Source organism: Alcaligenes sp. WGS1538, assembly GCF_043187505.1.
Lineage (GTDB): Bacteria > Pseudomonadota > Gammaproteobacteria > Burkholderiales > Burkholderiaceae_B > Alcaligenes.
In genome coordinates this window covers 2559315-2583430 of the sequence record NZ_CP171109.1, presented here as the reverse complement: position 1 = coordinate 2583430, position 24116 = coordinate 2559315, and the positions used below count along the sequence as shown (strand labels likewise).

27 protein-coding genes are annotated in these 24116 nt (G+C 65.7%); 10 read left to right on the top strand and 17 right to left on the bottom strand.

The features are described 5' to 3' along the window. Window positions 1–8: 8 nt before the first annotated feature. The 5 genes from ACF3ND_RS12040 to radC all read right to left on the bottom strand — a co-directional run bounded on the left by ACF3ND_RS12040 (window position 9) and on the right by radC (window position 4703). Window positions 9–1769: an ArnT family glycosyltransferase gene (locus tag ACF3ND_RS12040; protein WP_394060745.1), complete on the bottom strand. Its 1761-nt coding sequence runs from the start codon at window positions 1767–1769 to the stop codon at window positions 9–11. A 187-nt stretch (window positions 1770–1956) separates the two neighbouring features. Beyond that, window positions 1957–2223 (bottom strand): type B 50S ribosomal protein L31, encoded by a 267-nt coding sequence (locus tag ACF3ND_RS12035; protein WP_394060744.1) that lies wholly within the window; start codon window positions 2221–2223, stop codon window positions 1957–1959. Between the two features lie 253 nt (window positions 2224–2476). Continuing rightward, window positions 2477–3331, bottom strand: coding sequence for a tryptophan 2,3-dioxygenase (kynA, locus tag ACF3ND_RS12030; protein ID WP_394060742.1), 855 nt, complete (start codon window positions 3329–3331; stop codon window positions 2477–2479). Window positions 3332–3335: 4 nt separating this feature from the next. Continuing rightward, entirely contained in the window at window positions 3336–3965 is a 630-nt protein-coding gene (gene kynB / locus ACF3ND_RS12025; protein ID WP_394060740.1) for an arylformamidase, read from the bottom strand. A gap of 66 nt (window positions 3966–4031) precedes the next feature. Beyond that, a complete protein-coding gene (radC, locus tag ACF3ND_RS12020; protein WP_394060738.1) occupies window positions 4032–4703 on the bottom strand; it encodes a DNA repair protein RadC in 672 nt (223 codons plus the stop codon). A 49-nt stretch (window positions 4704–4752) separates the two neighbouring features. Here radC and ACF3ND_RS12015 point away from each other — a divergent pair, with 49 nt between their 5' ends. From ACF3ND_RS12015 to ACF3ND_RS11990, 6 genes are all read left to right on the top strand, one after another. Beyond that, complete coding sequence (locus ACF3ND_RS12015; RefSeq protein ID WP_394060737.1) at window positions 4753–5229, top strand: peptidylprolyl isomerase; 477 nt, start codon at window positions 4753–4755, stop codon at window positions 5227–5229. Continuing rightward, window positions 5229–6200, top strand: a complete 972-nt coding sequence (gene ispH, locus ACF3ND_RS12010; RefSeq protein WP_394060735.1) for a 4-hydroxy-3-methylbut-2-enyl diphosphate reductase — start codon at window positions 5229–5231, stop codon at window positions 6198–6200. The genes ACF3ND_RS12015 and ispH overlap by 1 nt, the downstream gene beginning before the upstream one ends. Before the next feature lie 35 nt (window positions 6201–6235). After that, window positions 6236–6880, top strand: coding sequence for a maleylacetoacetate isomerase (gene maiA / locus ACF3ND_RS12005; RefSeq protein WP_394060733.1), 645 nt, complete (start codon window positions 6236–6238; stop codon window positions 6878–6880). 104 nt (window positions 6881–6984) lie between these two features. Next, the gene (locus tag ACF3ND_RS12000; protein ID WP_394060731.1) at window positions 6985–7860 is read left to right on the top strand and encodes an NAD(P)-dependent oxidoreductase; all 876 of its coding nucleotides are present in this window, start codon (window positions 6985–6987) and stop codon (window positions 7858–7860) included. 79 nt (window positions 7861–7939) lie between these two features. Continuing rightward, window positions 7940–9394 (top strand): YdgA family protein, encoded by a 1455-nt coding sequence (locus ACF3ND_RS11995; RefSeq protein ID WP_394060729.1) that lies wholly within the window; start codon window positions 7940–7942, stop codon window positions 9392–9394. 162 nt (window positions 9395–9556) lie between these two features. Continuing rightward, window positions 9557–9934: a translation initiation factor gene (locus tag ACF3ND_RS11990; RefSeq protein WP_394060727.1), complete on the top strand. Its 378-nt coding sequence runs from the start codon at window positions 9557–9559 to the stop codon at window positions 9932–9934. 11 nt (window positions 9935–9945) lie between these two features. On the opposite strand, the gene ACF3ND_RS11985 is transcribed toward ACF3ND_RS11990, so the two are convergent. From ACF3ND_RS11985 to ACF3ND_RS11940, 10 genes are all read right to left on the bottom strand, one after another. Next, window positions 9946–10716 carry a MipA/OmpV family protein gene (locus tag ACF3ND_RS11985; protein ID WP_394060725.1) on the bottom strand — a complete coding sequence of 257 codons (771 nt, stop codon included), beginning with the start codon at window positions 10714–10716 and terminating at the stop codon, window positions 9946–9948. 134 nt (window positions 10717–10850) lie between these two features. Further along, complete coding sequence (locus tag ACF3ND_RS11980) at window positions 10851–11153, bottom strand: hypothetical protein (protein ID WP_394060723.1); 303 nt, start codon at window positions 11151–11153, stop codon at window positions 10851–10853. 22 nt (window positions 11154–11175) lie between these two features. After that, entirely contained in the window at window positions 11176–11952 is a 777-nt protein-coding gene (gene dsbG / locus ACF3ND_RS11975) for a thiol:disulfide interchange protein DsbG (protein WP_394060721.1), read from the bottom strand. 144 nt (window positions 11953–12096) lie between these two features. Further along, window positions 12097–12714, bottom strand: a complete 618-nt coding sequence (locus tag ACF3ND_RS11970; RefSeq protein WP_394060719.1) for a Maf family protein — start codon at window positions 12712–12714, stop codon at window positions 12097–12099. Window positions 12715–12737: 23 nt separating this feature from the next. Continuing rightward, on the bottom strand, window positions 12738–13208 hold the full coding sequence (rlmH, locus tag ACF3ND_RS11965; protein ID WP_394060717.1) for a 23S rRNA (pseudouridine(1915)-N(3))-methyltransferase RlmH: 471 nt from the start codon (window positions 13206–13208) through the stop codon (window positions 12738–12740). Window positions 13209–13281: 73 nt separating this feature from the next. After that, window positions 13282–13683: a ribosome silencing factor gene (gene rsfS, locus ACF3ND_RS11960; protein WP_394060715.1), complete on the bottom strand. Its 402-nt coding sequence runs from the start codon at window positions 13681–13683 to the stop codon at window positions 13282–13284. Between the two features lie 26 nt (window positions 13684–13709). Then, window positions 13710–14309, bottom strand: coding sequence for a nicotinate-nucleotide adenylyltransferase (gene nadD / locus ACF3ND_RS11955; protein WP_394060713.1), 600 nt, complete (start codon window positions 14307–14309; stop codon window positions 13710–13712). Next, window positions 14300–15205: an oxygen-dependent coproporphyrinogen oxidase gene (gene hemF / locus ACF3ND_RS11950; RefSeq protein WP_394060711.1), complete on the bottom strand. Its 906-nt coding sequence runs from the start codon at window positions 15203–15205 to the stop codon at window positions 14300–14302. The genes nadD and hemF overlap by 10 nt, the downstream gene beginning before the upstream one ends. A 21-nt stretch (window positions 15206–15226) precedes the next feature. Then, the gene (gene purD, locus ACF3ND_RS11945) at window positions 15227–16516 is read right to left on the bottom strand and encodes a phosphoribosylamine--glycine ligase (RefSeq protein ID WP_394060709.1); all 1290 of its coding nucleotides are present in this window, start codon (window positions 16514–16516) and stop codon (window positions 15227–15229) included. A gap of 49 nt (window positions 16517–16565) precedes the next feature. Beyond that, window positions 16566–17297 carry a YebC/PmpR family DNA-binding transcriptional regulator gene (locus tag ACF3ND_RS11940; protein ID WP_394060707.1) on the bottom strand — a complete coding sequence of 244 codons (732 nt, stop codon included), beginning with the start codon at window positions 17295–17297 and terminating at the stop codon, window positions 16566–16568. A 163-nt stretch (window positions 17298–17460) separates the two neighbouring features. Here ACF3ND_RS11940 and ACF3ND_RS11935 point away from each other — a divergent pair, with 163 nt between their 5' ends. From ACF3ND_RS11935 to ACF3ND_RS11925, 3 genes are all read left to right on the top strand, one after another. Continuing rightward, the gene (locus ACF3ND_RS11935) at window positions 17461–18957 is read left to right on the top strand and encodes a helicase HerA-like C-terminal domain-containing protein (RefSeq protein ID WP_394060705.1); all 1497 of its coding nucleotides are present in this window, start codon (window positions 17461–17463) and stop codon (window positions 18955–18957) included. Next, window positions 18957–19895 carry a 2-hydroxyacid dehydrogenase gene (locus ACF3ND_RS11930; RefSeq protein ID WP_394060703.1) on the top strand — a complete coding sequence of 313 codons (939 nt, stop codon included), beginning with the start codon at window positions 18957–18959 and terminating at the stop codon, window positions 19893–19895. The genes ACF3ND_RS11935 and ACF3ND_RS11930 overlap by 1 nt, the downstream gene beginning before the upstream one ends. Before the next feature lie 77 nt (window positions 19896–19972). Continuing rightward, window positions 19973–21043 (top strand): tartrate dehydrogenase, encoded by a 1071-nt coding sequence (locus ACF3ND_RS11925; protein ID WP_394060701.1) that lies wholly within the window; start codon window positions 19973–19975, stop codon window positions 21041–21043. Here ACF3ND_RS11925 and ACF3ND_RS11920 read toward each other — a convergent pair whose 3' ends face one another. Further along, on the bottom strand, window positions 21044–21913 hold the full coding sequence (locus ACF3ND_RS11920) for a DMT family transporter (RefSeq protein ID WP_394060699.1): 870 nt from the start codon (window positions 21911–21913) through the stop codon (window positions 21044–21046). A gap of 148 nt (window positions 21914–22061) precedes the next feature. Here ACF3ND_RS11920 and ACF3ND_RS11915 point away from each other — a divergent pair, with 148 nt between their 5' ends. Then, entirely contained in the window at window positions 22062–23048 is a 987-nt protein-coding gene (locus ACF3ND_RS11915; RefSeq protein ID WP_394060697.1) for a quinone oxidoreductase family protein, read from the top strand. Window positions 23049–23107: 59 nt separating this feature from the next. On the opposite strand, the gene ACF3ND_RS11910 is transcribed toward ACF3ND_RS11915, so the two are convergent. Next, window positions 23108–24115, bottom strand: a complete 1008-nt coding sequence (locus ACF3ND_RS11910) for a class 1 fructose-bisphosphatase (RefSeq protein WP_394060695.1) — start codon at window positions 24113–24115, stop codon at window positions 23108–23110. Window position 24116: the final 1 nt, after the last annotated feature.

Below are 24116 nucleotides of genomic sequence, written 5' to 3'. Positions count from 1 at the left end.
TGTCGACCTCAAGGATTCTGGATGCGCAGCAGGCGGAAGGCTTCGTGACGGTCCGGTCCGCGCTTGCCCTGCCAGAGTTCGACGGCATTGGGCGGAATGGGCGCGTTGTTGTCGCGCAGATCGCGCAGCGAGAACTGCTCGAGCACCAGCGTGCAGCGGTTGTCGAAATTGATGCTGATGTCGTCGAAAACCAGGAAGGAGGCGCGCTGCCCCGAGCCCACGCCCCAGGAACGCAGGCATTCGCCGGGGCGGCGGTTCTCTTTCAGGGCCGCGGCCAGCTCGCCCGACACGTCGCGGTAGCTGCGCACATAGTCCAGCGAAGGCATCCACAGCGTGACCAGCAGCAGCCAGGTGGTGATCAGGCCCCCGGCCGAGAGCACCGTGCCGCGCAGCAGGCCGGGCGGATGCGTGGACAGGCGCCAGCGCACCAGGGCGATCCAGGCCAGGGTGCCCAGCGCGGCGATGATCATGACAGGCCAGGAAACGAAGGTGTCGTAGCCCTGGGTCTGGCGGGCGATGTTGCGCGCGATCTGGCTGGGCCAGCCGGTCTGCTGGGCGATCCAGCCCAGCCAGACCGTGGCGGCGGTCAGCGAAAAGCACATGATGGCGAACCAGTCCAGCGTGTTGACCACGCCTCGGCGCAGCGTGGGCAGCGAGAAGGCGGCCAGCACGGCGCAGGGCACCACCAGCAGGGCGTACTCGGGTTCGAAGGCGTCGCGCACCAGCAGCAGGCTCAGGGTGGGGATCAGGAAGCTGATGGCCGGCACGTAGATGTGCGGGGCGCGCAGCCAGCTGCGCCACTGCCACAGCGCCAGCAGGGACAGCGGCCAGGTGGGCCACAGGAACCAGGCCAGGTCGCGCAGGTTGTTGAGCTGCTCCTTCAGGCCGCTCCAGCCCCAGGCGGCCAGGTGCCACAGGCGCCATTGATCGGTCCAGTAGATGCTGACCCGCTTGGCCGGTATCCACCAGGCCATGATGATGGCCACGGTCAGGGCGATGGTCAGAGCCAGCCACTGAATGTGCGAGCGCAGCGGGCCGCGCGGCAGAAAACACAGCGCGGTGGCGACCATCACGGGCAGGGCGCCCAGCCAGCCGCGCGCCAGAAAGCAGGCGCCCAGCGACAGGCCCAGCAGGATCGCGCCCGAGGCGGGCCGGTCGAACATGCGCACCAGGCTGTAGAGCGCCAGGGCCTGCAGGGCGATCATGGCCGGCACTTCGGAGGTTTCGTGCATGCGCCAGATGATGCCCACGGTAGCCACCGTGAGCAGCAGGGCGGCGTCGGCGATCATGCGTCCGTAGTCGGCGGGCGAGGGTTCGCCGCCGAAGGGCAGGCGCAGCGGCTGGGCTTCGGGGCGCCGGGCCAGCAGGTAGGCGCAATGCCAGACCGAACCGGCCAGCATGCCGAACCACAGCAGGTTGGGCAGCCGCGAGGCGGCGATGGTGGCGTTCAGGTCGGAGGTGAACAGCTTGAGCAGCGGCGCGAACAGGGTGATGCACAGCACGCCCAGCCAGGTGGCCAGCGGGCCGTCCTGCGCGTGCGCCAGATTGCCGACCTGCGGCAACAGCAGCGCCTGGCCGCTGGAATCGCCCAGGGCGGTCATCATGGTGGCCAGCCCGATCACGTCATCGGCTTTCCAGGGATCGCGGAAGAACAGGCCGGCAAGAATGTAGATGGTGCCCACGACGATCAGCACCAGTCGGGGCAGCTTGACGGCCGCGGTGGCGGTGAGCCGGGCGGGTGTGGAGTTGGGTATGAGGCTGGAAGACACGTACGGATGAAACAGTCTGTGGATTCGCCCTATGTTAAATCAAAGGGCTGTGCTGTGGCCGTGAAAATACTCCCACGCCGCGCAGGCCGAGGATGGCCTGCTGTTCCCCGAGAGGGGCATCAGCGGTAAAAAAAGGCAGCCGGAGCTGCCTTTTCTTGCGCTGAACGCGGGTACTGGCAAAGAGGGCTTATTCGCCTTTCTTGACGGTACCGGCGGTGCGGGCGAAACGGGCGCGGAACTTCTCGACGCGGCCGGTTTCCACGATGCGCGTCTGGGCGCCCGTGTAGAAGGGGTGCGACTCGGACGTCACGTCACACTTGAACAGAGGATAGGTCTGGCCGTCTTTTTCGATGGTTTCGCGAGTCTGGACGGTGGAACGGGTGATAAAGGAATTGCCCGTTTGCAGGTCCAGAAACACCACGTCGCGGTATTCTGGGTGAATGCCTTCTTTCATGATGATTCCTGTTTTGACAAGTAAGGACCGCCAGCAGGCACTTGGCAAGCATGGGCGGAAAGCGCATGCAAGGGACAGGGCATTGTCTGCCGCTGTGTTGCTGGTGCCACCCGCTGTTTATTTGCCTTCCAGCGCCAAAAAGCTAATTGGGCTTTTGCCACGTATCCGGTAAAGCCTGAAATTCTAACATCGAGCCGGGGCTTTTCAAAGAAAAACCCGAGAAGCCCCGTGCAAGAGCGCAACAGACCGGTTCCTACAGGCTGGTGCGCAGGCTCCAGAGTTCGGGGAACAGCACCGTATCGAGCATCTTGCGCAGGTAGGACACGCCGGAGGTGCCGCCTGTGCCGCGCTTGAAGCCGATGATGCGTTCGACTGTCGTCACATGGCGAAAACGCCAGAGCCGGAAGGCGTCCTCCAGATCCGTCAGCTTCTCGGCCAGTTCGTACAGTTCCCAGTAGCGGGGTGCGTCGCGGTACACCTGCAGCCAGGCCTGTTCCACATCCGGGCTGGCCTTGTAGGGCTGGCGCCAGTCGCGCTCCAGGTAGTCGGCCGGCACCGGTACACCGTGCCGGTCCAGGCAGCGCAGCGCCTCGTCGTAGAGCGAGGGCGCTTCGTAGGCCTGGAGGACGCCGGCCAGGCGTTCGGGGTTGTGCTGGTGGGGCTTGAGCATGGCCGCGTTCTTGTTGCCCAGGGAGAATTCGATCTCGCGGTACTGGAAGCTCTGAAAGCCGCTGGACTGGCCCAGATAGGGGCGCAGGGCGGAGTATTCCGGCGGCGTCATGGTGCTGAGCACGTCCCAGGCATTGACCAGCGCGGCCATGATCTTGCTGACGCGGGCCAGCATCTTCTGCGTTTCCTGCAGCCTGTCCTCGCGCAGGCAGCCGATGGCGGCGCGCAGTTCGTGCAGCAGCAGCTTCATCCACAGCTCGCTGGTCTGGTGCTGGATGATGAACAGCAATTCGTTGTGTTCGGGCGAGAGCGGGTGCTGGGCGTTGAGCAGCTGGTCCAGGCAGAGGTAATCGCCATAGCTCATGTCGCGGGAAAAATCGAGCTTGGCATGTTCTTCAGCGACAATGCGTTCGCCGGGCGTGGGATCGGTATGGGTCATGATGTCAGGCTAGAGAACGAAGAATGGCGCGAACGGGGCTGGCGTCAGCCTCGACGAGCGCCAGGGGCAGGGCGATCAGTTCATAGTCGCCGGGGGCGATGTGGTCCAGCACCAGGTTCTCCAGCACGCGCATGTCGTGGCGGCGCAGGATCTGGTGGCTGTCCAGGGTCTTGCTGCTGGCCGGGTCGACGCTGGGGGTGTCTATGCCCACCAGCCGTACGCCGCGCTCGGCCAGCAATTGCAGGCTGGCCGGCGAGTAGGCCGCGAAATGGTCCGTCCAGGCCTGTTGCGGCGCCTGGGCGGTGGTGCTGACCAGGATGCGCGGCGGGCAGCCCTCCAGGTGCGGCAGCAGGTCGGCCGGTTCGATCAAGGCCTTGCCGTGGCGCGCATGAATGACGCGGCACGGGCCGATGAAGGGTTCCAGCGCCAGCGCGCCGGCGGCCGCGCCCTGCGGATCGTAGTGCAAGGGCGCGTCGGCGTGGGCGCCCACATGGGGCGAGAGCGTGATTTCGGATACGTTGACGGGGCAGGCGTCCGACAGTGTCCAGCGCCAGCTCTGGCGGTAGGGCGTGTCGCCCGGAAAGACGGGGGAGCGGCTGCTGACCGGCGGAGAAATGTCCCAGATGGTGCGCATGGCGGAATCGGAATTTGGTCGGTAATGCCCGCAGTGTAGATGATTTGGTACTGAAGCAGTGTGGGTTCAGAGGTCGCCTCGTTCGGCCATGGAGACGGCCTGCGTGGGCGTGACGATGATGTGGTCCAGCAGGCGGACCTCCACCAGGGCCAGGGCCTGGCGTATATGGCGCGTCAGGCGGATGTCGGCGTCGCTCGGATAGGCGGCGCCGGACGGATGGTTGTGCGCCAGGATGATGGCCGAGCTGTGGTGGCGCAATGCGGCGCGCACGATCTCGCGCGGATAGACCGAAGCTTGGTTGATGGTGCCGCGGCTGATTTCCTCGGCGCAGATCAGGCGCAACTGGTTGTCCAGGAACAGGGCCAGGCAGTGCTCCACCGGCAGGTGGCCGATGTGCGAGACGCAGTAGTCGCGCACCTTGTCGGCCTGGTCCAGCAGAGGCTGGCCGACCAGCGCCTCCAGGGCGCAGCGGCGCTGCAGTTCGCGGATGACCAGCAGCTCGGCGCATTTGGCCGGGCCTATGCCGTCGACCTGCCGCAGCGCGGAGGCCTCGGCCGATAATAATCCCGTGAGTCCGTTAAAATGGTCCAGCAGCGCCTGGCCGAGCTGCACGGCGTTGCGCTCGCGCGTGCCCGTGCGCAGCACGATGCCCAACAGTTCGGGAGTGGTCAGGCAGGCCGGGCCGTGCGCCAGCATGCGTTCTCGAGGTCCTTGGACGCGTAGTGTGGGTGTGGCCATAAGAAACGCTAAAATGCGGTAATTGAATGATTTTCCATGGTGATCGATCGTGAGTAACACTGCTAGTTCCGAGGCTGGAATTGTCCGTCCGGATTCCTACCTGACGCTGCATTACCGCATAGAGCTGGCCAGCGGCCCGGCGGCGGGTTCCGTTTTTGCCGATACGTATACGGGCCGGCCGGCCACTTTGCAGCTGGGCAACGGACAATGGGCGCCGGGCATGGAGGCGCGCCTGCTGGAGCATCGCGAAGGCGAGCGCTTCCAGGTCGACATTCCCGCCGGCGAGGCCTATGGCGAGCGCAACCCGGAGCTGCTGCAGCGCGTCACGCGCGGCATGCTGGCCGCCCATGCCGCCGAGGGCGTGCAATTCGAGCCGGGCGACATGGTGGAATTCGCCGCGCCGGACGGCAGCCGTTATTCGGGCGTGCTCAAGGAGATCGACGACGAGACCGCCCTGTTCGATTTCAATCATCCCCTGGCCGGCGTCGCGCTGCGCCTGGATGTCCATATTCTGGGAATTCTGTAATGAGCCAGTTTGCTGCCGCCCGGGACGCCGAAGTCGTCCTGGCCCAACCCCGGGGGTTCTGTGCCGGGGTCGATCGCGCCATCGATATCGTCGAGCGCGCCCTGGAACTGCATGGCGCGCCCATCTACGTGCGCCACGAGATCGTGCACAATCGCTATGTGGTGGAGGATCTGCGCGGCAAGGGCGCCATCTTCATCAAGGAGCTGGACGAGGCGCCCGCGGGTTCCATCGTCATCTTCTCGGCGCACGGCGTCTCGCGCCAGGTGCGCGCCGATGCCGAGCAGCGCGGCCTGAAGGTTTTCGACGCCACCTGCCCGCTGGTCACCAAGGTGCATATCGAAGTCTCGCGCATGCGCGCCGAAGGCCGCGAAATCATCATGATCGGCCATGTGGGCCACCCCGAGGTCGAAGGAACGCTGGGCCAGGCCGAGGGCGGCATGTACCTGGTGGAAACGCCCGAGGACGTCGCGCGCCTGCAGGTGGCCGATCCCGACAGGCTGGCCTTCGTCACCCAGACCACGCTGTCGGTGGATGACGCCCAGGTGGTGGCCGATGCGCTGCGCGCACGGTTTCCGAACATCGTCGAACCCAAGAAAAGCGATATCTGCTATGCCACGCAGAATCGCCAGGACGCGGTCAAGATCATGGCGCCGCAGTGCGACCTGGTCCTGGTGGTGGGCAGCACCAACAGCTCCAACTCCAACCGCCTGCGCGAGGTGGCCGAGCGCAAGGGCGCCGAAGCCTACCTCCTGGACAAGCCCGAGATGATCGATCCAGCCTGGCTGGTGGGCAAGAAGCGGGTGGGCGTGACCGCCGGCGCTTCGGCTCCCGAGGTGCTGGTCAATCAGGTCATCGAGCGCCTGCGCGAGCTGGGCGTGGGACGGGTGCGGGCCCTGGACGGCGTGGAAGAGAACATTGCCTTTCCGCTGCCGCGCGAGCTCTCGCGCAAGATCGAAAACCTGAACAAGTAAAGCCCACGCCGCCATTGGCGGGGACAGGAGACGCGATGATTCTGTACAGCTATTTTCGCAGCTCGGCTGCCTACCGGGTGCGCATCGGACTGAACCTGAAGGGGCTGGACTACGCCATCGAGCCGGTGCATCTGCTCAAGGACGGCGGCCAGCAGCACCAGCCGGATTATGCGCAGCTGAATCCGGCCGAGCTGGTGCCCACCCTGCTCGACGGCGGCCAGGCGATCACCCAGTCCCTGGCGATTCTGGAGTACCTGGAAGAACGCTATCCGCAGGCGCCGCTGCTGCCGCAGGACGCCATGCAGCGCGCCTGGGCCCGGTCCATGGCCCTGGCGGTGGCCTGCGACATCCATCCCTTGAACAATCTGCGCGTGCTGCAATATCTCAAGCGCGAACTGCAGGTCGAGGAAGAGGCCCGCAACAGCTGGTACAGGCACTGGGTGGCGGCTGGCCTGCAAGGCCTGGAGACGCTGGTGCGGCGGCACCGCGACGGGCGCCATTTCATTTTCGGCGACCAGCCCGGCATGGCCGAAGCCTGCCTGATTCCGCAGCTGTTCAATGCCCGCCGGCTGGAATGCGATCTGGCGCCGTACCCGACCCTGCTGGCAATCGAGGAAAAGTGCCTGGAGCTATCGGCTTTCCAGGAAGCGGCGCCCGAGCGCCAGGCGGACGCCGCCTAGCGCGCCTGTTTCAATCCCGCGAGGGGCGTGCCCTTCGCGCACCCGCCGCCATGGCGGGTTTTTCTTGCTCAGGGCAGGAAGTTTCTTTTAAGGAATGATGGACAATGAAGATCGGTTTTTGCGGTTTGGGCCTGATGGGCCAGCCCATGGTGCACCGCCTGCTGCAGGCCGGGCACGAGGTCCTGGTCTGGAACCGTTCGGCGGACAAGGCCGGCGGCGTGCTGCAGGCCGGGGCAGTCTGGTGCGACAGCCCGGCCGCCATGGCCCGAGAATGTGAAATCGTGCTGCTGTGCGTGTTCGACGCCCAGGCCGTCCATGACGTGGTGCTGGGCGAGCAGGGCCTGGCGGATGCACAGGGCGTCCTGCGCGTGGTGGTCGACCATTCCTCGATCCCGCCGCAAGCTACGCGCGACATGGCCGAGCAATTGCGCCGGCGTTGCAGCGCGCAATGGCTGGACGCGCCCGTCTCGGGCGGGGTGGGCGGTGCGGAGCAGGGTACGCTGGCCATCATGGCGGGCGGCCAGGCGGATGTGCTCGACGAAGTGCGCCCCGTGCTGGCCGCTTATTCCCAACGCGTCACCCTGATGGGCGGAAACGGGGCCGGACAGGTAACAAAATTATGCAATCAGACCATCGTGGCAACAACTTTGACGGCCATTGCGGAGGCTCTGAGCCTGGCCAATGACAATGGCGTGGACGCCTCTCTGATCAGCGAGGCGTTGGGCGGCGGGTGGGCCGATTCGGTCCTGCTGCAATTGTTCGTCCCGCGCATGACGCAGGGCACGGACCAGACCAAAGCCTCTATCGACACCATGTTGAAGGATCTGAACACGGTGGCCGACCTGGCCCGCGCCAGCCATACCACCATGCCGGTGGCGCATGCCGCCCAGCAGACCTACCGGGCGGGTCACCGCATGGGCATAGGGGGGCGGGACGTCGCCGAGATCGTCCAGGTGCTCGGTTACAATTCCAATAAATAAACCACGATGCCAAAATCCAGTTTCGGTATCATGTCGGCAAATTTAATTTAGGACTTCTGGTCCGACAAAAGGGAAGTAAATGAAGAAAAGCACAGGGGTTGTCGCACTGGTCGTGGCGCTGGCGGCTGTTTATGGTGGTTCCACTTGGTACATGGGTCAGAAGACCGAAGAGCTGGTGCGCCAGAAGGTGGCCGAGTTCAACACGGCGTCGGCCGAAAAGCTCGCGCAGTCCGGCATCGACGGCACCGTGACCATGAACGTGGTGGAGTACAAGCGCGGCGTGTTCTCGTCCGACGCCCGTTACACCGTCACACTGGCCTCGAACGACAAGCAGGACGAGCCGCTGGAACTGACCTTCGATGACAAGATCAGCCACGGTCCGCTGCCCTTGTCCGCCCTGAAGCTGGGCAACTTCACGCCCGTCGCCGCCCTGACGCACAGCACGCTGGTCAAGACCAAGGATACGGAAGGCTGGTTCAAGCTGACCGGCGACAAGACGCCGCTGTGGGCCGACAGCCTGGTCGGTTTTGACGGTGCCGTCGATTCCACCGCGCATTTCGAGGCCATCAAGCACCAGGGCGACACCGTCAAGGTCGAGTTCAGCGGCGGCCAACTGCGCGCCAAGGCCGGCGGCAAGAGCGACGACATCCTGGTCAGCGGCAATTTCCCCAATCTGCTGGTCGATGACATCGGTGAAGATCCGCTCAAGCTGCAGGCCGCCAATTTCGCGGTGGACTTCAAGCAGACCGGCGACATCAACGTGAACGGCACGCAGACCGGCAAGATCAGCGTGGACGACATCCAGTTCCAGACTCCCGAGAGCGAAGGCCTGAAGCTCAAGCAGATCCTGCTGGATACCGACGGCGTCACCAAGGATTCGGTCGGCAACGCGAAGGTGCGCTATGTGTTCACCGACATGGTATTCGAAGACAAGCTGAACCTGGGCTCGGTCGAACTGGCCATGAACATGGACAGCGTGTACATGCCCGCCATCACGGCGGTGAGCAAGCTGGTCTCGGATCCGGGCTTCCAGGACAGGATCGACAGCGAAGATCCGCAGACCGCCAAGCTGCTGCTGGAGCAGGTGCTGGTCGCCCTGGAGCGCAAGCCCGTGCTGAGCATCGAGCCGCTGCGCTGGTACAACGAGCAGGGCGAGACCAAGGCCACGCTGCGCGTGGACCTGCAAAAGCCCGCCGCCACCTTGCAGGAACTGGAAGACAGCCCGCAACTGTGGCTGCAGGCCATTCCGTCGGCCCAGCTGAACCTGCTGGTCTCCAAGCCCATGCTGCGCGGCGTGGCCAACCAGCTGGACAAAGCCGAAGGCGTCTCGCCCGAGGAAGGCACCACCGCCATGCTGGACATGATGCTCGAGGCCGCCGTCCAGCCTTACGTCGAGTCCAAGCTGCTCAAGCAGGACGACAACTCCATCTCCACGGAAGTCAAATACCTGGGCGCCGATCAAGGCTTTGACATCAACGGCCAACATTTCACCACCGACGACCTGATGGGTCTGGTGCTGATGAGCATGATGTAAATCAGCCCTGGCCTTGCCGATCAAGCCCGCCTATCATAGGTGGGCTTTTTTTCGCCGGGCCGCCGGAGCGCCGGGCCGCCCTAGGAAAAAAGCGCCCCTTCGGGGGCAGCGTGCGGGCGCAGCCCCAGTGGCGTCGGAGTTTTTTTTTGAAGGGACGAGCGCATGGCAAGTTTGTCGGATCAGTTGTCCAGGCTGGTGTACAGCACGGAACAGGGCAGGATGTGCCCCGGCTGCGGGCAGCCCCGGGCACAGTGCTGCTGTGAGCAGGAGTGCCGCCAGGAACGTCTGTCGCGGCCTCAGGGGCCGGTGCGCCTGACGCTGGAGACCAAAGGGCGCAAGGGAAAAGGAGTGACGGTGGTGGAGGGGCTCGTCATGAACGAGCCGGACTTGAAGGCGCTGGTGAAGGAACTGAAGAACGCTTGCGGGGCGGGCGGCACGCTCAAGGACGGCGTGCTGGAGATTCAGGGCGACCATCGCGCCGTGGTGCAGGCGCGCCTGGAGCAGCGGGGCCTGACGGTCAAGCGCGCCGGCAGGCCCTGAGACGAGCGGGATCAGAAACTGTAGCCCAGCCCCACGCCGCCGAACACGCTGCTCTTCTTTTCCACCAGCGGGCTGTCCTTGGCTTCTTCGCCCAGGGTGTGCACGCCCAGCACGCCCTGCAGGGACCAGCTCTGGCTCAGCTTGTGGGTGTATTGGCCGTACAGGGAGTAGGAACGCAGGCCGGCGTCGGGCCGGTAGGCGTGCAACTGGCCGTTGCTGGCGGCGGCCTCATGGCTTTTCACGCCGAAATAGGTGCGCATGGCCTTCTCGTTGGACCACTTGAACTCCGTGCCCAGGGAGAAGCTGCTGTCGTGGTCGTTCCAGAGGCGGTAGCTCAGGTCGATCACGGCGTTGGCGCCGTAGCCGCTCTTGAGGGCCTGATAGTAGCTGGCCTCCATCTTGGCGGGGCCCAGGCGCAGCGCCGTGAATACCCCCAGGTTGCCGTGGCGGCTGATGTCGTCCGTGCCGTACAGGCGATCGGCGTCGTCGGCCTTGCGCGAACGCGCCAGAGAAGCGTAGGTGCCTATGGTCCAGTTTTCAGTCAGATTGGTCTGCAGGCCCACGGCGGGCAGGCCGGCCTTGGGCGCCAGGAAGAAATGGCCGTTGCGGTGCGAGAGCAGGGGATAGGGACGGGCGCCGTAGCTGTCCGCGCCTTCGTACTTGGGCATGAAGCCCACGCCCACGCCTATCGTGGTCTGCTGGGCGACGGCTTGGCTGGCCCCCATGGCGAGCAAGGTCAGCAGCAGGCAGGGGCGAAAGACGGTACGGGAACGGGCAGACATGGGCACTCCTTGTGGAACGGATACAAAATACGCCCGCCGTTGTGGCGGGCGTAACTATCGTAACAAGGTTTGCCAGCCGGGGTGTCAAATCATGACCGAACGGTATGGTATGTTGTCCTTAGCCCACAAGGAATTCAGGACCGGATGTAGGTCCAGCCGTCCTGTTGGAGCTGCACCAGGGCGGTGACCGCGCCCTGGTCCAGGACGCGCAGGCGCTTGGGCGCGTTCAAGTCCAGGTTGCGCAAGGTGTTGGGGCACAGATAGGTATAGGCGTCGCACTCGTGGGCTTCGCCCTGGACGCAGGCCGTCACGGCCTGCGCATTGGCGATGATGCGCACCTGGGCGTCGGGCATGTCCTTGAGCAGGTTGCGGGCGTTGTTGCGGGCGCGCTGCAGCGCGTCGGGCGTGGGGGCGTGAAGCAGAACCTGGGTCGTCATGGCTCGGTCTCCTGGCAAACGGTCAGCGCGGGCCGAAAACGCGCTCGGCCGCCTCGGGAGAGGCGCCGGTCTGCATCTGCATATGGCCTTGTTCATCCCGCCAGACCATGGCGGGCGTGGCGCGCAGGTCCCAGCCTACCATCAGGTCCTCGTTGGCCGTCAACTGGGCGTCGATGTCGGCGGGAATGTCGGCCAGGCCCTTGACGCCCCCGCTGCGGTCCTTGAGCATGGCGGCGGAGTGCTCGTGCAGGGCGGCGGCCGGGTCCTTGGACGCCAGGATGGCGGCCGCCTTGGGGCCGCTGGTGGGCGTGAGTATGCCCACGAGGATGTGGCGCAACTGCACCCTGCCCGAATCCACCCAGGGGCGGGCCATCTGCCAGAGCTGCATGCAGTAGGGGCAGTTGGGGTCGGTGAAGACATACACGATGCGCTTGGCGTCATCCCTGCCGTCGGCAATCCAGCGCGACTTTTCCAGCTTGCCCTGCATGTCCTTGGCGATGGCCGGCTGTACCAGTGCGTCCAGGCCGGCAGGGCGCACTTCCTCTCCCTTGGCGTCGATCAGCGTCCCGACCAGCATATGCTGGCCGTCGGGCAGCACATAGATGGCCAGGGGGCGATTGCCGTTGTAGGCGCCCCAGGCCTTCAGGCCGCCGGGCGCATCGAACTGGCCCACCACCGAGAAACCTTGTTCTTCCAGCAACTGCAGGGCAGGGGGACGATCGGAGGCCTGAGCCGGGGAGGCTGCGCAAATCAGGCCCGCCAGGGCTGCGCGCAGGGACAGGGAGGAGGCTTGCTTCAAGGCGATTCGTGCGAAATGGGACGGCATGGTTTTATATATCCATTAAAAATATATAAATAAACAAACGGAATGAAGAGTGGGACTGCGCAGTCGGCGCGGAGTTCCCGATTCCTGTCATGCCGGCTGCCCGCATGACAGGCTGCGTCAGGCCGTCTGGACCGCCACCAGGTCGGCCAGCTGCAGCAGATGGTAGGTTTCGTGCACGGGCAGGCCCATGATGCCCGTGTAGCTGCCGCTGATATGCCGCACGAACATGCCGCCCAGGCCCTGTATGCCGTAGGCGCCGGCCTTGCCCATGGGTTCGCCGCTGGCGCAGTAGCGTTCGATCTCGCGTTCGCTGAGCGTCTTGAAGCTGACTTCGCTGATGCTGATGCTGTCGTATTCGTTGCCGCGCGCGCCCAGGCACAGCGCGGTCATGACCTTATGGGTGCGACCCGAGAGGGCGCGCAGGATGCGCCGGGCGTCATCCTGGTCGGCAGGCTTGCCGAAGATATCCTCGTCCAGGCAGACGGTGGTGTCGGCGGCCAGGATGGCGCGCTGCGGATCCAGGCCCGGTTGCGCTGCGCGCCATTGCAGGGCGCGCAGCAGCTTGTCGCGCGCGGTGCGCCGGACATAATCCAGGGCGCGTTCATCGGCCAGCCGCGGCTCGTCCTCGCCGGGCGGGCTGGGGACGGCCAGCACCTCGTGGGGCACTTGCATGCTGACCAGCAGATCGTGGCGTCGGGGACTGGCGGAGGCGAGATAGATCGGTACGAATTGCATGATGCTTGACTGGAAGTGGAGTTCTAGGCGCGGTGGTAGGGGTGGCCGGTCATCACGGACCAGGCGCGGTACAACTGTTCGGCCAGCAGGATGCGCACCAGCGGATGAGGCAGGGTCAGGGAGGACAGGCGCAGCATGCCGTGGCAGCTTTGCTTGAGGGCGGCGTCCAGGCCATCCGGCCCTCCGACCAGGATGGCGATGTCCCGCCCTTCGCCACGCCAGCGCTCCAGTTCCTGGGCGAGCTTGACCGTGGTCAGATCCTTGCCGCGCTCGTCCAGCGCAATGCGCAATGCCTGGGCCGGGATGGCGGCTTCGATGCGTTTGGCTTCGGCCTGCATCATCTGCGCCGGGGTCTTGCCGCCGCTGCGCGGCTCGGCCTTGATCTCGCGCAGTTCCAGGGCGCAATCGGCCGGCATGCGGCGTGCGTATTCCTGCCAGCCCTGTTCGACCCAGTCCGGCATGCGCTGGCCAACGGCGATGACAATCAGTTTCATGGCTTATGGTGCAGAAAAAAAAAGGCCGCCTGGCAAGTGCGGCCTGCGCGCCGCCGGGATCGGCGGGCTGGGCTTACTGTTCGTCGTCCGGGCCGTCGTAGAAGCCCGGCTGCGGGATCTGGCGCGATTGCGGCAGCAGTTCCACGTCCACCGGACGCTCGCCCCAGAGATCCTCCAGGTTGTAGTACTGGCGGATGGCGGGCTGCATGCAGTGCACGACGACGTCGCCCAGGTCGATCAGCACCCATTCGCCGGTGTCGTCGCCTTCGTGGGCCAGGATTTCGACCTTGTTCTCGCGAGCCTTGTCGATGACGCTGTTGGCCAGCGCGCGGGTCTGGCGGTTGGACGTGCCGCTGGCGATGACCACGCGGTCGAACAGCCCGGTCATGTGAGTGGTGCTGAAGACCTTGATGTCCTGGGCCTTGACGTCTTCGAGGGCATCAATGACGATGCGTTGGAGTTTTTCGATATTCATAAAAAGAACTATACAGGGCGTGCTTGTCAGTGGGAAAGATAGAGCCCGTTTTTGCGGATGTATTCGGCGACTTCCTCCGGGACCAGGCCGGCGATGTTGTCGCCGCGCCGCACTCGGTCGCGGATGTCCGTGGCCGACACGTCCATGGGCGTGAAGGCGATGCGATGCAGGCGCCGGCCCAGCTGTTCAAGGCGCGCCGCCAGCGGAGCCGGCGCCAGCGGAGCGGCGCCGGGGCGCTGGGCCACGGCCAGTTCGACGCGCTCGGCGATTTCTTCCCAGGCACGCCAGTTGCAGAAGTTGAGCAGCTGGTCGCTGCCCAGTATCCAGTAGTAACGCGGCCCGGCGGGCAGGGCGCGCAGGGTTTCGACCGTATAGGTCGGCCCGCCGCGGCGGATCTCTTCCGCGTTGACGCTGAGCTCCGGATAGGGGCGCACGGCCAGCGCGGTCATGGCGAGCCTGTCCTGTGCGCTGGCGCCCAGGGCGGGGCGCTGCCAGGGCTGGGCCGCGGGCAGCAACTGCACTTCGTCCAGCTCCAGCTGCCGGCGGGCCGCCAGGGCCAGGGCCAGGTGGGCCCGGTGGACGGGGTCGAAGCTGCCGCCCAGCAGGCCGATACGGGCTAGATCCATTCGCGCGGCACCAGGTACTGCGCCAGCGCGGCCTCCGGGGTCCCGTGCTCGGGCGACCAGTTGTAGCGCCACTTGGCCTGGGGCGGCATGGACAGCAGGATGGACTCCGTGCGCCCGCCCGATTGCAGGCCGAACAAGGTGCCGCGGTCAAAGACCAGGTTGAATTCGACGTAGCGGCCGCGCCGTATCGCCTGGAATTCGCGCTGGGCGTCGGTGTAGGGCCTATCCATGCGGGCGCGCACGATGGGGACGTAGGCCTGCGTGAAGCAATCGCCCACGGAGCGGGTCAGCGCGAAGCTGGCCTCGAAGCCGGGCTCGTTCAGATCGTCGTAGAAGATGCCGCCGATGCCGCGCGTTTCGTTGCGGTGCTTCAGGTAGAAATATTCGTCGCACCAGCGCTTGTAGCGGGGATAGTACTCCGAACCATGCGGCGCCAGCGCGTCGTGGCAGACCTGGTGGAAGTGGCGCGCATCTTCCTCGTGCAGGTAGTAGGGAGTCAGGTCCAGCCCGCCGCCGAACCAGAACACGTCTTTCTGGCCGTGTTCCTGCGCCTGCGCGACGAACATGCGCACGTTCATGTGCGTGGTCGGCACGTGGGGATTGCGCGGATGGATGACCAGCGACACGCCCATGGCCTCCCAGGGCCGGCCCGCCAGTTCAGGGCGATGGGCGCTGGCCGACGGCGGCAGGGCATGGCCCTTGACGTGGCTGAACAGCACGGCCGCGCGCTCGAACACGGGGCCGTTCTCCAGGAAGCGCGACAGTCCGCCGCCGCCTTCCTGGTGCTTCCATTCGTCCGCCTCGAAACGCGAGCCGTCCAGCTCCTGCAGCGTGTCCACGATGTGGCTTTGCAACTGGCGAAAATAGGCCTGGGCGGAATCAACGGGTAAAGACATGGAAAGACCTTGCTGCGGGGATCACGATTCGTTGGCGGGCAGGGCGCGCCAGCCGATGTCGGTGCGGAACTGCTTGCCGTCGAAATGCGTCTGGGAAATGGCCTGGTAGGCGGCCTCCTGGGCGCGGCGGATGGAATCCGACAGCGCGGTGACGCACAGCACGCGCCCGCCCGTGGTCACGATGGTCTCGCCATCCAGGCGCGTGCCGGCGTGGAAGGTCACGCAGGTATCGGTGTCGGGAGCGAACTGGATGATGGGATCGCCCGTGCGCGGGGTGTCGGGATAGTTGGCGGCGGCCATGACCACGCCGATGGCGGTGCGCCGGTCCCATTCGATGGTGGCTTCGTCCAGCTTGCCGGCCAGGGCCAGCTCGAAGGTCTCGGTCAGGTCGCTCTTGATGCGCATCATGATGGGCTGGGTTTCAGGGTCGCCCATGCGGCAGTTGAATTCCAGCACCTTGATGGGGCGGGTGGCGTCGGGGCCGTCGCCGATCATGACGCCGGCGTACAGAAAGCCCGTGTAGGGCAGTCCTTCCTTGGCCATGCCCTGCATGGTCGGCAGGATCACTTCGCGCATGATGCGGTTGTGCAGCGTGGGGCTGACGATGGGGGCGGGCGAGTAGGCGCCCATGCCGCCGGTGTTGGGGCCCTGGTCGCCGTCCTTCAGGCGCTTGTGGTCCTGGCTGGTGGCCATGGGCAGCACGTTCTTGCCGTCGCACATGACGATGAAGCTGGCTTCCTCGCCGGTCAGGCATTCCTCCACGACCACGCGCGCGCCGGCCGCCCCAAAGCGCCCGTCGCCCAGGATGTCGTCGATGGCGCCCAGGGCCTCTTCCAGGGTCGTGGCCACGATGACGCCCTTGCCGGCGGCCAGGCCGTCGGCCTTGACCACGATGGGGGCGCCCTGCTGGCGGATGTAGTCCTTGGCCGCCTCGGGATCGGTGAAGGTCTGGTAGGCCGCCGTGGGGATCTTGTGGCGGACCATGAAGGCCTTGGCGTAATCCTTGGAGCTTTCCAGCTGGGCGGCCGCCTGCGTGGGGCCGAAGATCTTCAGTCCGGCGCTGCGGAACGCGTCCACGATGCCGGCGGCCAGCGGAGCCTCGGGACCCACGACCGTAAAGGCGATTTTTTCCTGCTGCACGAAGGCGATCAATTCCTGGATATCGGTGATGTCCAGGTTCTTGATGCGTTCGGCGCGGGCCGTGCCGCCATTGCCCGGGGCGACGTAGACGATCTGCACCCGGGGGGACTGGGCCAGGCGCCAGGCCAGGGCGTGTTCACGGCCGCCGCTGCCGACAACAAGTAGCTTCATAGTGGTGAATTCGGGCAGGGCCCGCAAAGAGGAGTTTCAGGAACCAGTGTTATTCGGCTTCGTCCATGACGGCGGTGGTGTAGACCTCCTGGACGTCGTCCAGGCCTTCCAGCGCGTCCAGGAGCTTCTGCATCTTGGCGGCGTCATCGCCGCTGAGCTCGGTTTCGTTCAGGGCCTTCATGACGATGCCCTCGACTTCGGGCGCCAGGCCGGCGGCTTCGAAGGCGGCCTTGACCGCGGCGTATTCCGACGGCGGGCACAGCACTTCGATCAGGCCTTCCTCGTCGGTGAGCACGTCGTCGGCGCCGGCCTCCAGGGCGACTTCCATGACGGTGTCTTCCGAGGTGCCGGGGGCGAACAGGAACTGGCCGCAGTGGCGGAACTGGAACACCACCGAGCCGTCCAGGCCCAGGTTGCCGCCGTTCTTGGTGAAGGCGTGGCGCACGTCCGAGACGGTGCGCTGGCGGTTGTCGGTCATGCAGTCCACGATCACGGCCGCGCCGTTGATGCCGTAGCCTTCATAGCGGATTTCTTCGTAGTTGGCATCGTCCGCGCCGCCCGAGCCGCGCTGGATGGCGCGCATGATGTTGTCCTTGGGCATATTGGCGGCAGTAGCCTTGTCCCAGGCCAGGCGCAGGCGCGGGTTGGCGTCGGGGTCCGGTCCACCGGCGCGCGCGGCCACGGTGATTTCACGAATGATCTTCGTCCAGAGCTTGCCCCGCTTGGCGTCCTGGCGACCCTTGCGGTGCTGGATGTTCGCCCATTTACTATGTCCGGCCATAAAGTATTACCAATTCAGTAGTCTGCGTTCAAGAAAAGTGGGCCTATTTTAACCTGTCTGTGAAGCAAGAGCCTGTCCGCGCTTTTTTCGTGGCGCCCGGGCTCTTGCGAAAGCCGCTAGAATTCATTCATTTGGCATTCTATCCGGAAGGTGAAGAACGATCATGGCCGATCCCATCCTGCTTGCCCAGCACGGCGACACGCCCATCCATCTGCTGCCCGCCCTGGCCAACCGCCACGGCTGTATCACCGGCGCCACGGGCACCGGCAAGACGGTCACGCTGCAGGTGCTGGCCGAAGCCTTCTCGCGCCAGGGCACGCCGGTCTTCCTGGCCGATGCCAAGGGCGACCTGAGCGGCATCTCCCAGGCGGCCCAGCCCACCCCCAAACTGCAGGAACGCCTGCAGAAGCTGGGGCTGCCCGAGCCGGCCTGGGGCGCCAATCCCGTCACCTTCTGGGACATCTTCGGCGAGCAGGGCCATCCCGTGCGCGCCACGGTCTCGGACATGGGCCCGCTGCTGCTGGGGCGCATCCTGGAGCTGAACGACACCCAGGAAGGCGTGCTGAACATCGTCTTCCGGGTCGCGGACGATGAAGGCCAGCTGGTGCTGGACCTGAAGGACCTGCGCGCCATGCTGCAGAACGTGTCCGACCGCGCTGCGGAGCTGCGCGCGCAATACGGCAATGTGTCGGCCGCCAGCGTGGGCGCCATCCAGCGCGCGCTGCTGCGCCTGGAAACAGAAGGCGCGGACCGCTTCTTCGGCGAGCCGGCGCTCGATGTCATGGACTGGATACGCACCGACTCCTCGGGGCGCGGCATGATCAACGTGCTGGCCGCCGACAAGCTGATGCAATCGCCGCGCCTGTACGCGGTCTTCCTCTTGTGGATGCTGGCCGACCTGTACGAGCGCCTGCCGGAGGTGGGCGACCTGGACAAGCCGCGCCTGGTCTTCTTCTTCGACGAGGCCCACCTGCTGTTCACCGGCGCGCCCAAGGCGCTGCTGGAGAAAGTGGAGCAGGTGGTGCGCCTGATCCGTTCCAAGGGCGTGGGCATTTATTTCGTCACCCAGAACCCGCTGGACATTCCCGATACCGTGCTGGGGCAGTTGGGCAACCGCGTCCAGCACGCCTTGCGGGCCTTCACGCCCCGTGATCAGAAGGCGGTCAAGACGGCGGCCCAGACCATGCGTCCCAATCCGGGACTGGACATCGAGGCCGCCATCACGGAACTGGGGGTAGGCGAGGCCCTGGTGTCGCTGCTGGACGAAAAGGGCCGGCCCAATCCCACCGAGCGGGCCTGGCTGGTGGCGCCGGGCAGCCGCATCGGCCCGGCCACGGACGCCGAGCGCCAGGCCGTGCGCCAGGCCTCCTTGCTGGGCCTGAAGTACGACCAGGCCGTGGACCGCGAATCGGCCTATGAAGTGCTCGCCAGGCGGGTCGCCGACGCCCCGGCGGCGAGCCCGGCCGGCCAGCAGGGCGCGCCTGCCAAGCAGGACGACGGCCTGATGGGCGCCGTGAACGATTTCCTGTTCGGCACCACGGGCCCGCGCGGCGGCAAGAAAGACGGCCTGGTGCAGAGCATGGTCAAGACCGAGGCCAGGCGCGCGGCCACCAAGCTGTTGCGCGGCGTGCTGGGTTCCCTGCTGGGAGGCAAGCGCTGATGTCGGCCGGACAGCCTCACCTGATCGTCGCCACGCCCAGGGACAGCGAAACGCAGCGCTGGGCGCAGCATTTCCGCGACGCCTATCCGCAGTGGCGCGTCGATGAATTCGTCCCCGGCCGCACCGCCACCGGCGCCCATTACGCCGTGGTCTGGAAGCCCGATGCATGCCTGTTCAGCCAGGAGCCGGGGCTGCGCGCCGTGTTCAACCTGGGAGCGGGGGTGGACGCCATGGCCGCCTCCATCCCGGCGGGCATGCCTTTGTACCGGCTGGAGGACGCCGGCATGGCCGAGCAGATGGCCGAGTACGCCTTGTATGGCGTCCTGCAGGCCACGGGGCGTTTCCGTCCCTATGAAGAGCAGGCCAGGGAGGGGCGCTGGAAGGCCCACCGCCCCGTCGATCGGCGCCAATGGCCGGTGGCCGTGCTGGGCCTGGGCGTCATCGGGCGCAAGGTGGCCGATCTCATCGCCAGCCTGGGCTATCCGGTGCGCGGCTGGTCGCGCACCTTGCGCCAGGCCGGTTTTCCCTGCTACGCAGGCGAGCAGGGGCTGCAGGAATGCCTGGCGTCCAGCCGCATCCTGGTCAACGCCTTGCCGCTGACGCCGCAGACCCAAGGCCTGATCAATCGGGACACGCTGGCGCGCCTGCTGCCGGGCGCCTATCTGATCAATCTGGCGCGAGGCGCGCATGTCGTGGACGAGGACGTGCTCGAGGCCCTGGACAGCGGCCGGCTGGCCGGCGCGCTGCTGGACGCGTTCACGCAGGAACCCCTGCCGCAGGATCACCCTTTCTGGGGCCACCCCGGCGTCATGGTCACTCCCCACATCTCGGGCATCACTTTGCGCGAGCAGGCGCTGGAGCAGATCGGCTCCAGAATCGCCCTGCTGCACCAGGGCCGTGAAGCCGGCGGGCGAGTGAACGCCGCCCTGGGCTACTGAATCGCGGCAACAGAAGCGCCGGCCGTCCAGCCGGCGCTTTTCACAACAATTACATTGCAAAACCACAAGGAAGTTGAATGAGCACAGTACATCGCATTGCCGTGATCGCCGGAGACGGGATCGGCAAGGAAGTCATGCCCGAAGGACTGCGGGTCATGGAGGTGGCGGCCCGCCGCCACGGCATCCGCTTCGACTGGAAGGTGCTGGACTGGAGTTCCGGGTATTACCAGAAGCACGGCCGCATGATGCCCGAGGACTGGAAGGCCCAGCTGGCGGACGTGGAAGCCATCTATTTCGGCGCCATGGGCTGGCCCGAACTGGTTCCCGATCACGTGTCGCTGTGGGAGTCGCTGTTCAAGTTCCGGCGCGAATTCGACCAGTACATCAATCTGCGGCCGGTGCGCCTGATGCCGGGCGTGCGCTCGCCCCTGGCCGGCCGCGAGCCGGGCGATATCGATTTCTTCATCGTCCGCGAGAACACCGAAGGCGAATACTCCAACAGCGGCGGCATTCTGTTTGAAGGCACGGAGCGCGAAGTCGTGATCCAGGAAAGCGTATTCACCCGCACCGGCACGGATCGTGTGTTGAAATTCGCCTTCGAGCTGGCCCGCAAGCGCGGCAAGCACGTCACCAGCGCCACCAAGTCCAACGGCATTTCCATTTCCATGCCCTGGTGGGATGCGCGCCTGGCCGAGATGGGCAAGCAGTATCCGGACGTCAAATGGGACAAGTACCACATCGACATCCTGTGCGCGCATTTCGTGCAGCATCCGGACTGGTTCGACGTGGTGGTGGCCTCCAATCTGTTCGGCGACATCCTGTCGGACCTGGGCCCGGCCTGCACCGGCACCATCGGCATTGCTCCCTCGGCCAACCTGAATCCGGAACGCCGTTTCCCGTCGCTGTTCGAGCCCGTGCACGGCTCGGCGCCGGACATCTACGGCAAGGGCATCGCCAATCCGGTGGGCCAGATCTGGAGCGGGGCGCTCATGCTGGACTTCCTGGGCCATCCCCAGGCCGCTTCCGAGGTGGTGCGGGCCATCGAGCAGGTCCTGTCCCAGGGGCCACGCACGCCGGACCTGGGCGGGCAGGCCGGCACCCGCGAGGTGGGCGAGGCCGTCGCCCGCGTGCTTCAGGACATGGCCTGATCAGTCCGACGGTTTCGGCCTGGGCGGTCGCAGGCCCGCCCAGGTGATGGCGCCTATCATGATGGCGCCGCCCAGCAGGGCCCGCGCGCTGGGGTACTGCGCAAACAGCAGAGCCGCGAAGGCGATGGCGTAGACCGGCTCCAGCGCGATCACGATGCCTGCGCTGCGGGCGTTGAGCACGGTCAGCGCCGACACCAGCAGATAGTGCGACAGCGCCGTGCAGAACACGCCCAGCAGGGCGATCCAGAACCAGTCCAGCAAGGATGGCTGCCCCAGCAGGGGCAGCGCGAATGGCCAGCACATCAGCGCCACGAACAGATTTTCCCACCAGGCCACCTGCTGGGCCGACAGATGCTTGGCCGCGCGCCGGTTGATGATGGTGAACATGGCGAAGGTGAAACCCGAGGCCACCGCCCAGGCCAGGCCTATGGTGGACTGGTCCCGGAAATCGAAGGAAGGCGTCACCAGCAGCAGGCCGAAGGTGACCAGCGTCAGGATGATCCACTCCGACAGCGTGACGCGTTCGCGCAGCACGCCCCATTCGCACAAGGTGATGAAGGCGGGGAAGCTGGCGAAGCCCAGCGTGGCGATGGCCACGCCGCCCACTTTGACCGCCACGAAGAAGGTCGCCCAGTGGATGGCCAGCATGACGGCCGCCGACAGCAGGATGCCCAGGTCGCGCCGACCCATGCCCTGGCGCAGGCGCCGGCCCTGGGAGCGCACGCTGATGAACAGGGCCAGGACGGCGAAGCTGGCCCGGCCCGCCGTGATCAGCATGGCCCCCGTCTGGATCAGTTCGCCGAAAATGCCGGTCAGTCCGAAAAGGACGGCCGCCAGGTGGATGGCAGCCAGGGCGCGCCGCTGGGTCATGTGAAACAGTCCGACAAAAAGAGGATCAAAGTAGGCTATTCTGGTGTTTTGGACCAGGGAGCGGCACGGCCGGCGCCGATGCGGCGCGGGTGCACGGCGTCATTCTAACCAACTTGCCGCACGTCGCTATCATCGAAGGAGCGAAACAGTGAGTCAGACAGTCAAGGCGATACGTATCGAAAAGAACGGCGGACCTGAAGTCCTGCAATGGGTGCAGGTCGATCTGCCCGCCCCCCAGGACAAGGAAGTCACCATACGCCAGAAGGCGGTGGGCCTGAACTTCATCGATATCTATTTCCGCAACGGCCTGTACAGCCACCCCCTGCCGCACGGCCTGGGCTTCGAGGCGGCGGGCGTGGTGGAGGCCGTGGGAAGCGCCGTCACGCACCTGAAGGTGGGCGATCGCGTGGCCTATGGCCAGAGCCCGTTGGGCGCCTACGCGCAGGCGCGCAACGTGCCGGCCGACCGCGTGGTGCGCATCCCCGACGCGGTCTCGTTCGAGCAGGCCGCCGCGCTGATGCTCAAGGGCCTGACCTGCTGGTACCTGCTGCGCCAGACCTATCGCGTGCACGAAGGCCAGACCATTCTGTTCCATGCCGCCGCAGGCGGCGTGGGCCTGTACGCCTGCCAGTGGGCGCGCGCCCTGGGCGTCAAGCTGATCGGCACGGTCTCCAGTCCCGAGAAGGCGAAACTGGCCAAGGAGCACGGTGCCTGGGAGGTCATCGATTATTCCCGCGAAGACGTGGTGCAGCGCGTCCTGGAACTGACAGGCGGCCACAAGGTGCCGGTGGTCTATGACGGCGTGGGCAAGGACACCTGGGAGCGTTCTCTGGATTGCCTGCAGCCGCGCGGCCTGATGGTCAGCTTCGGCAACGCCTCCGGCCCGGTCACCGGCGTGAATCTGGGCATCCTGGCCTCCAAGGGTTCGCTCTATGTCACGCGTCCCGTGCTGGGCGCCTACGTGCCCACCCAGCAGGCCATGCAGGAAGCCGCCGATGAATTGTTCGACCTGGTGGTGCAAGGCAAGATCAAGGTGCTGATCGGCCAGCGCTTTCCCCTGGAACAGGTCGCCCAGGCTCACGAGGCCCTGGCCGCCCGCCGCACCACCGGCTCCACGGTGCTGACGCTGGAGTAGGGCGGATCGGGAATGAAAAAACGGCCGCCTGATCTGGCGGCCGTTGTTTTTTTGCGGAGTCAGCCCTGCAGGTGATACTGGCGGATGCGCTCGACTTCGTTGCGCGAGCCCAGGATGACGCCGATGCGCTGGTGCAGTTCGGACGGCTGCACGTCCAGGATGCGCTGGCTGCCGTCGATGGACAGGCCGCCGGCCTGCTCGACCAGGAAGCTCATGGGATTGGCTTCGTACATCAGGCGCAGCTTGCCCTTGCGGCCGGACTCGCGCGCATCGCGCGGATACATGAAGACGCCGCCTCGCGTCAGGATGCGGTGCACGTCGGCGACCATGGATGCAATCCAGCGCATGTTGTAGTTCTTGCCCAGCGGGCCTTCCGTACCGGCCAGGCAGTCGTCGATATAGCGCTTCACGGGCGCTTCCCAGTGGCGCATATTGGACATGTTGATGGCGAACTCGGCGGTGTCTTCGGGAATGGTGACGCGTTCGGTGGTCAGCACCCAGGAGCCCATTTCCTTGTCCAGCGTGAAGGCCGCCACGCCGTCGCCCACGGACAGCACCAGCATGGTCTGGGGGCCGTAGATGGCGTAGCCGGCAGCGACCTGGCGCACGCCGGGCTGCAGGAAGTCCTGTTCCTGGATGAGGCGTTCACGGGCTTCCTGCGGCACGCTCAGCACCGAGAAGATCGTGCCGATGGACACGTTGACGTCGATGTTGGAGGAGCCGTCCAGGGGATCGAACAGCAGCAGGTTCTCGCCCTTGGGGTAGTAGTCGGGGATGCGGTGCAGGGTGTCCATTTCCTCGGAGGCCATGGCCGCCAGGTTGCCGCCCCATTCGTTGGCTTCCAGCAGGATCTCGTTGGACAGCACGTCCAGCTTCTTCTGGACTTCGCCTTGCACGTTCTCGGTGCCCAGGCTGCCCAGCACGCCGCCCAGGGCGCCCTTGCTGACGGCGTGGCCGATGGCCTTGCAGGCGCGCGCCACGGTTTCCAGCAGCAGGCGCACGTCGGCGGTGACCGTCTGTTTCTGGCGCTGTTGCTCGACCAGGTACTGAGTAAGGTTTTTCTTCAAG

Bases quoted from the DNA above. Each gene is read 5' to 3' on its own strand.
- ACF3ND_RS12035 (WP_394060744.1), bottom strand. From the start codon at position 2,223: ATGAAAGAAGGCATTCACCCAGAATACCGCGACGTGGTGTTTCTGGAC.
- kynA (WP_394060742.1), bottom strand. From the start codon at position 3,331: ATGACCCATACCGATCCCACGCCCGGCGAACGCATTGTCGCTGAAGAA.
- kynB (WP_394060740.1), bottom strand. From the start codon at position 3,965: ATGCGCACCATCTGGGACATTTCTCCGCCGGTCAGCAGCCGCTCCCCC.
- radC (WP_394060738.1), bottom strand. From the start codon at position 4,703: ATGGCCACACCCACACTACGCGTCCAAGGACCTCGAGAACGCATGCTG.
- ispH (WP_394060735.1), top strand. From the start codon at position 5,229: ATGAGCCAGTTTGCTGCCGCCCGGGACGCCGAAGTCGTCCTGGCCCAA.
- maiA (WP_394060733.1), top strand. From the start codon at position 6,236: ATGATTCTGTACAGCTATTTTCGCAGCTCGGCTGCCTACCGGGTGCGC.
- ACF3ND_RS12000 (WP_394060731.1), top strand. From the start codon at position 6,985: ATGAAGATCGGTTTTTGCGGTTTGGGCCTGATGGGCCAGCCCATGGTG.
- ACF3ND_RS11995 (WP_394060729.1), top strand. From the start codon at position 7,940: ATGAAGAAAAGCACAGGGGTTGTCGCACTGGTCGTGGCGCTGGCGGCT.
- ACF3ND_RS11990 (WP_394060727.1), top strand. From the start codon at position 9,557: ATGGCAAGTTTGTCGGATCAGTTGTCCAGGCTGGTGTACAGCACGGAA.
- ACF3ND_RS11985 (WP_394060725.1), bottom strand. From the start codon at position 10,716: ATGTCTGCCCGTTCCCGTACCGTCTTTCGCCCCTGCCTGCTGCTGACC.
- ACF3ND_RS11980 (WP_394060723.1), bottom strand. From the start codon at position 11,153: ATGACGACCCAGGTTCTGCTTCACGCCCCCACGCCCGACGCGCTGCAG.
- ACF3ND_RS11970 (WP_394060719.1), bottom strand. From the start codon at position 12,714: ATGCAATTCGTACCGATCTATCTCGCCTCCGCCAGTCCCCGACGCCAC.
- rlmH (WP_394060717.1), bottom strand. From the start codon at position 13,208: ATGAAACTGATTGTCATCGCCGTTGGCCAGCGCATGCCGGACTGGGTC.
- rsfS (WP_394060715.1), bottom strand. From the start codon at position 13,683: ATGAATATCGAAAAACTCCAACGCATCGTCATTGATGCCCTCGAAGAC.
- nadD (WP_394060713.1), bottom strand. From the start codon at position 14,309: ATGGATCTAGCCCGTATCGGCCTGCTGGGCGGCAGCTTCGACCCCGTC.
- hemF (WP_394060711.1), bottom strand. From the start codon at position 15,205: ATGTCTTTACCCGTTGATTCCGCCCAGGCCTATTTTCGCCAGTTGCAA.
- purD (WP_394060709.1), bottom strand. From the start codon at position 16,516: ATGAAGCTACTTGTTGTCGGCAGCGGCGGCCGTGAACACGCCCTGGCC.
- ACF3ND_RS11940 (WP_394060707.1), bottom strand. From the start codon at position 17,297: ATGGCCGGACATAGTAAATGGGCGAACATCCAGCACCGCAAGGGTCGC.
- ACF3ND_RS11935 (WP_394060705.1), top strand. From the start codon at position 17,461: ATGGCCGATCCCATCCTGCTTGCCCAGCACGGCGACACGCCCATCCAT.
- ACF3ND_RS11930 (WP_394060703.1), top strand. From the start codon at position 18,957: ATGTCGGCCGGACAGCCTCACCTGATCGTCGCCACGCCCAGGGACAGC.
- ACF3ND_RS11925 (WP_394060701.1), top strand. From the start codon at position 19,973: ATGAGCACAGTACATCGCATTGCCGTGATCGCCGGAGACGGGATCGGC.
- ACF3ND_RS11920 (WP_394060699.1), bottom strand. From the start codon at position 21,913: ATGACCCAGCGGCGCGCCCTGGCTGCCATCCACCTGGCGGCCGTCCTT.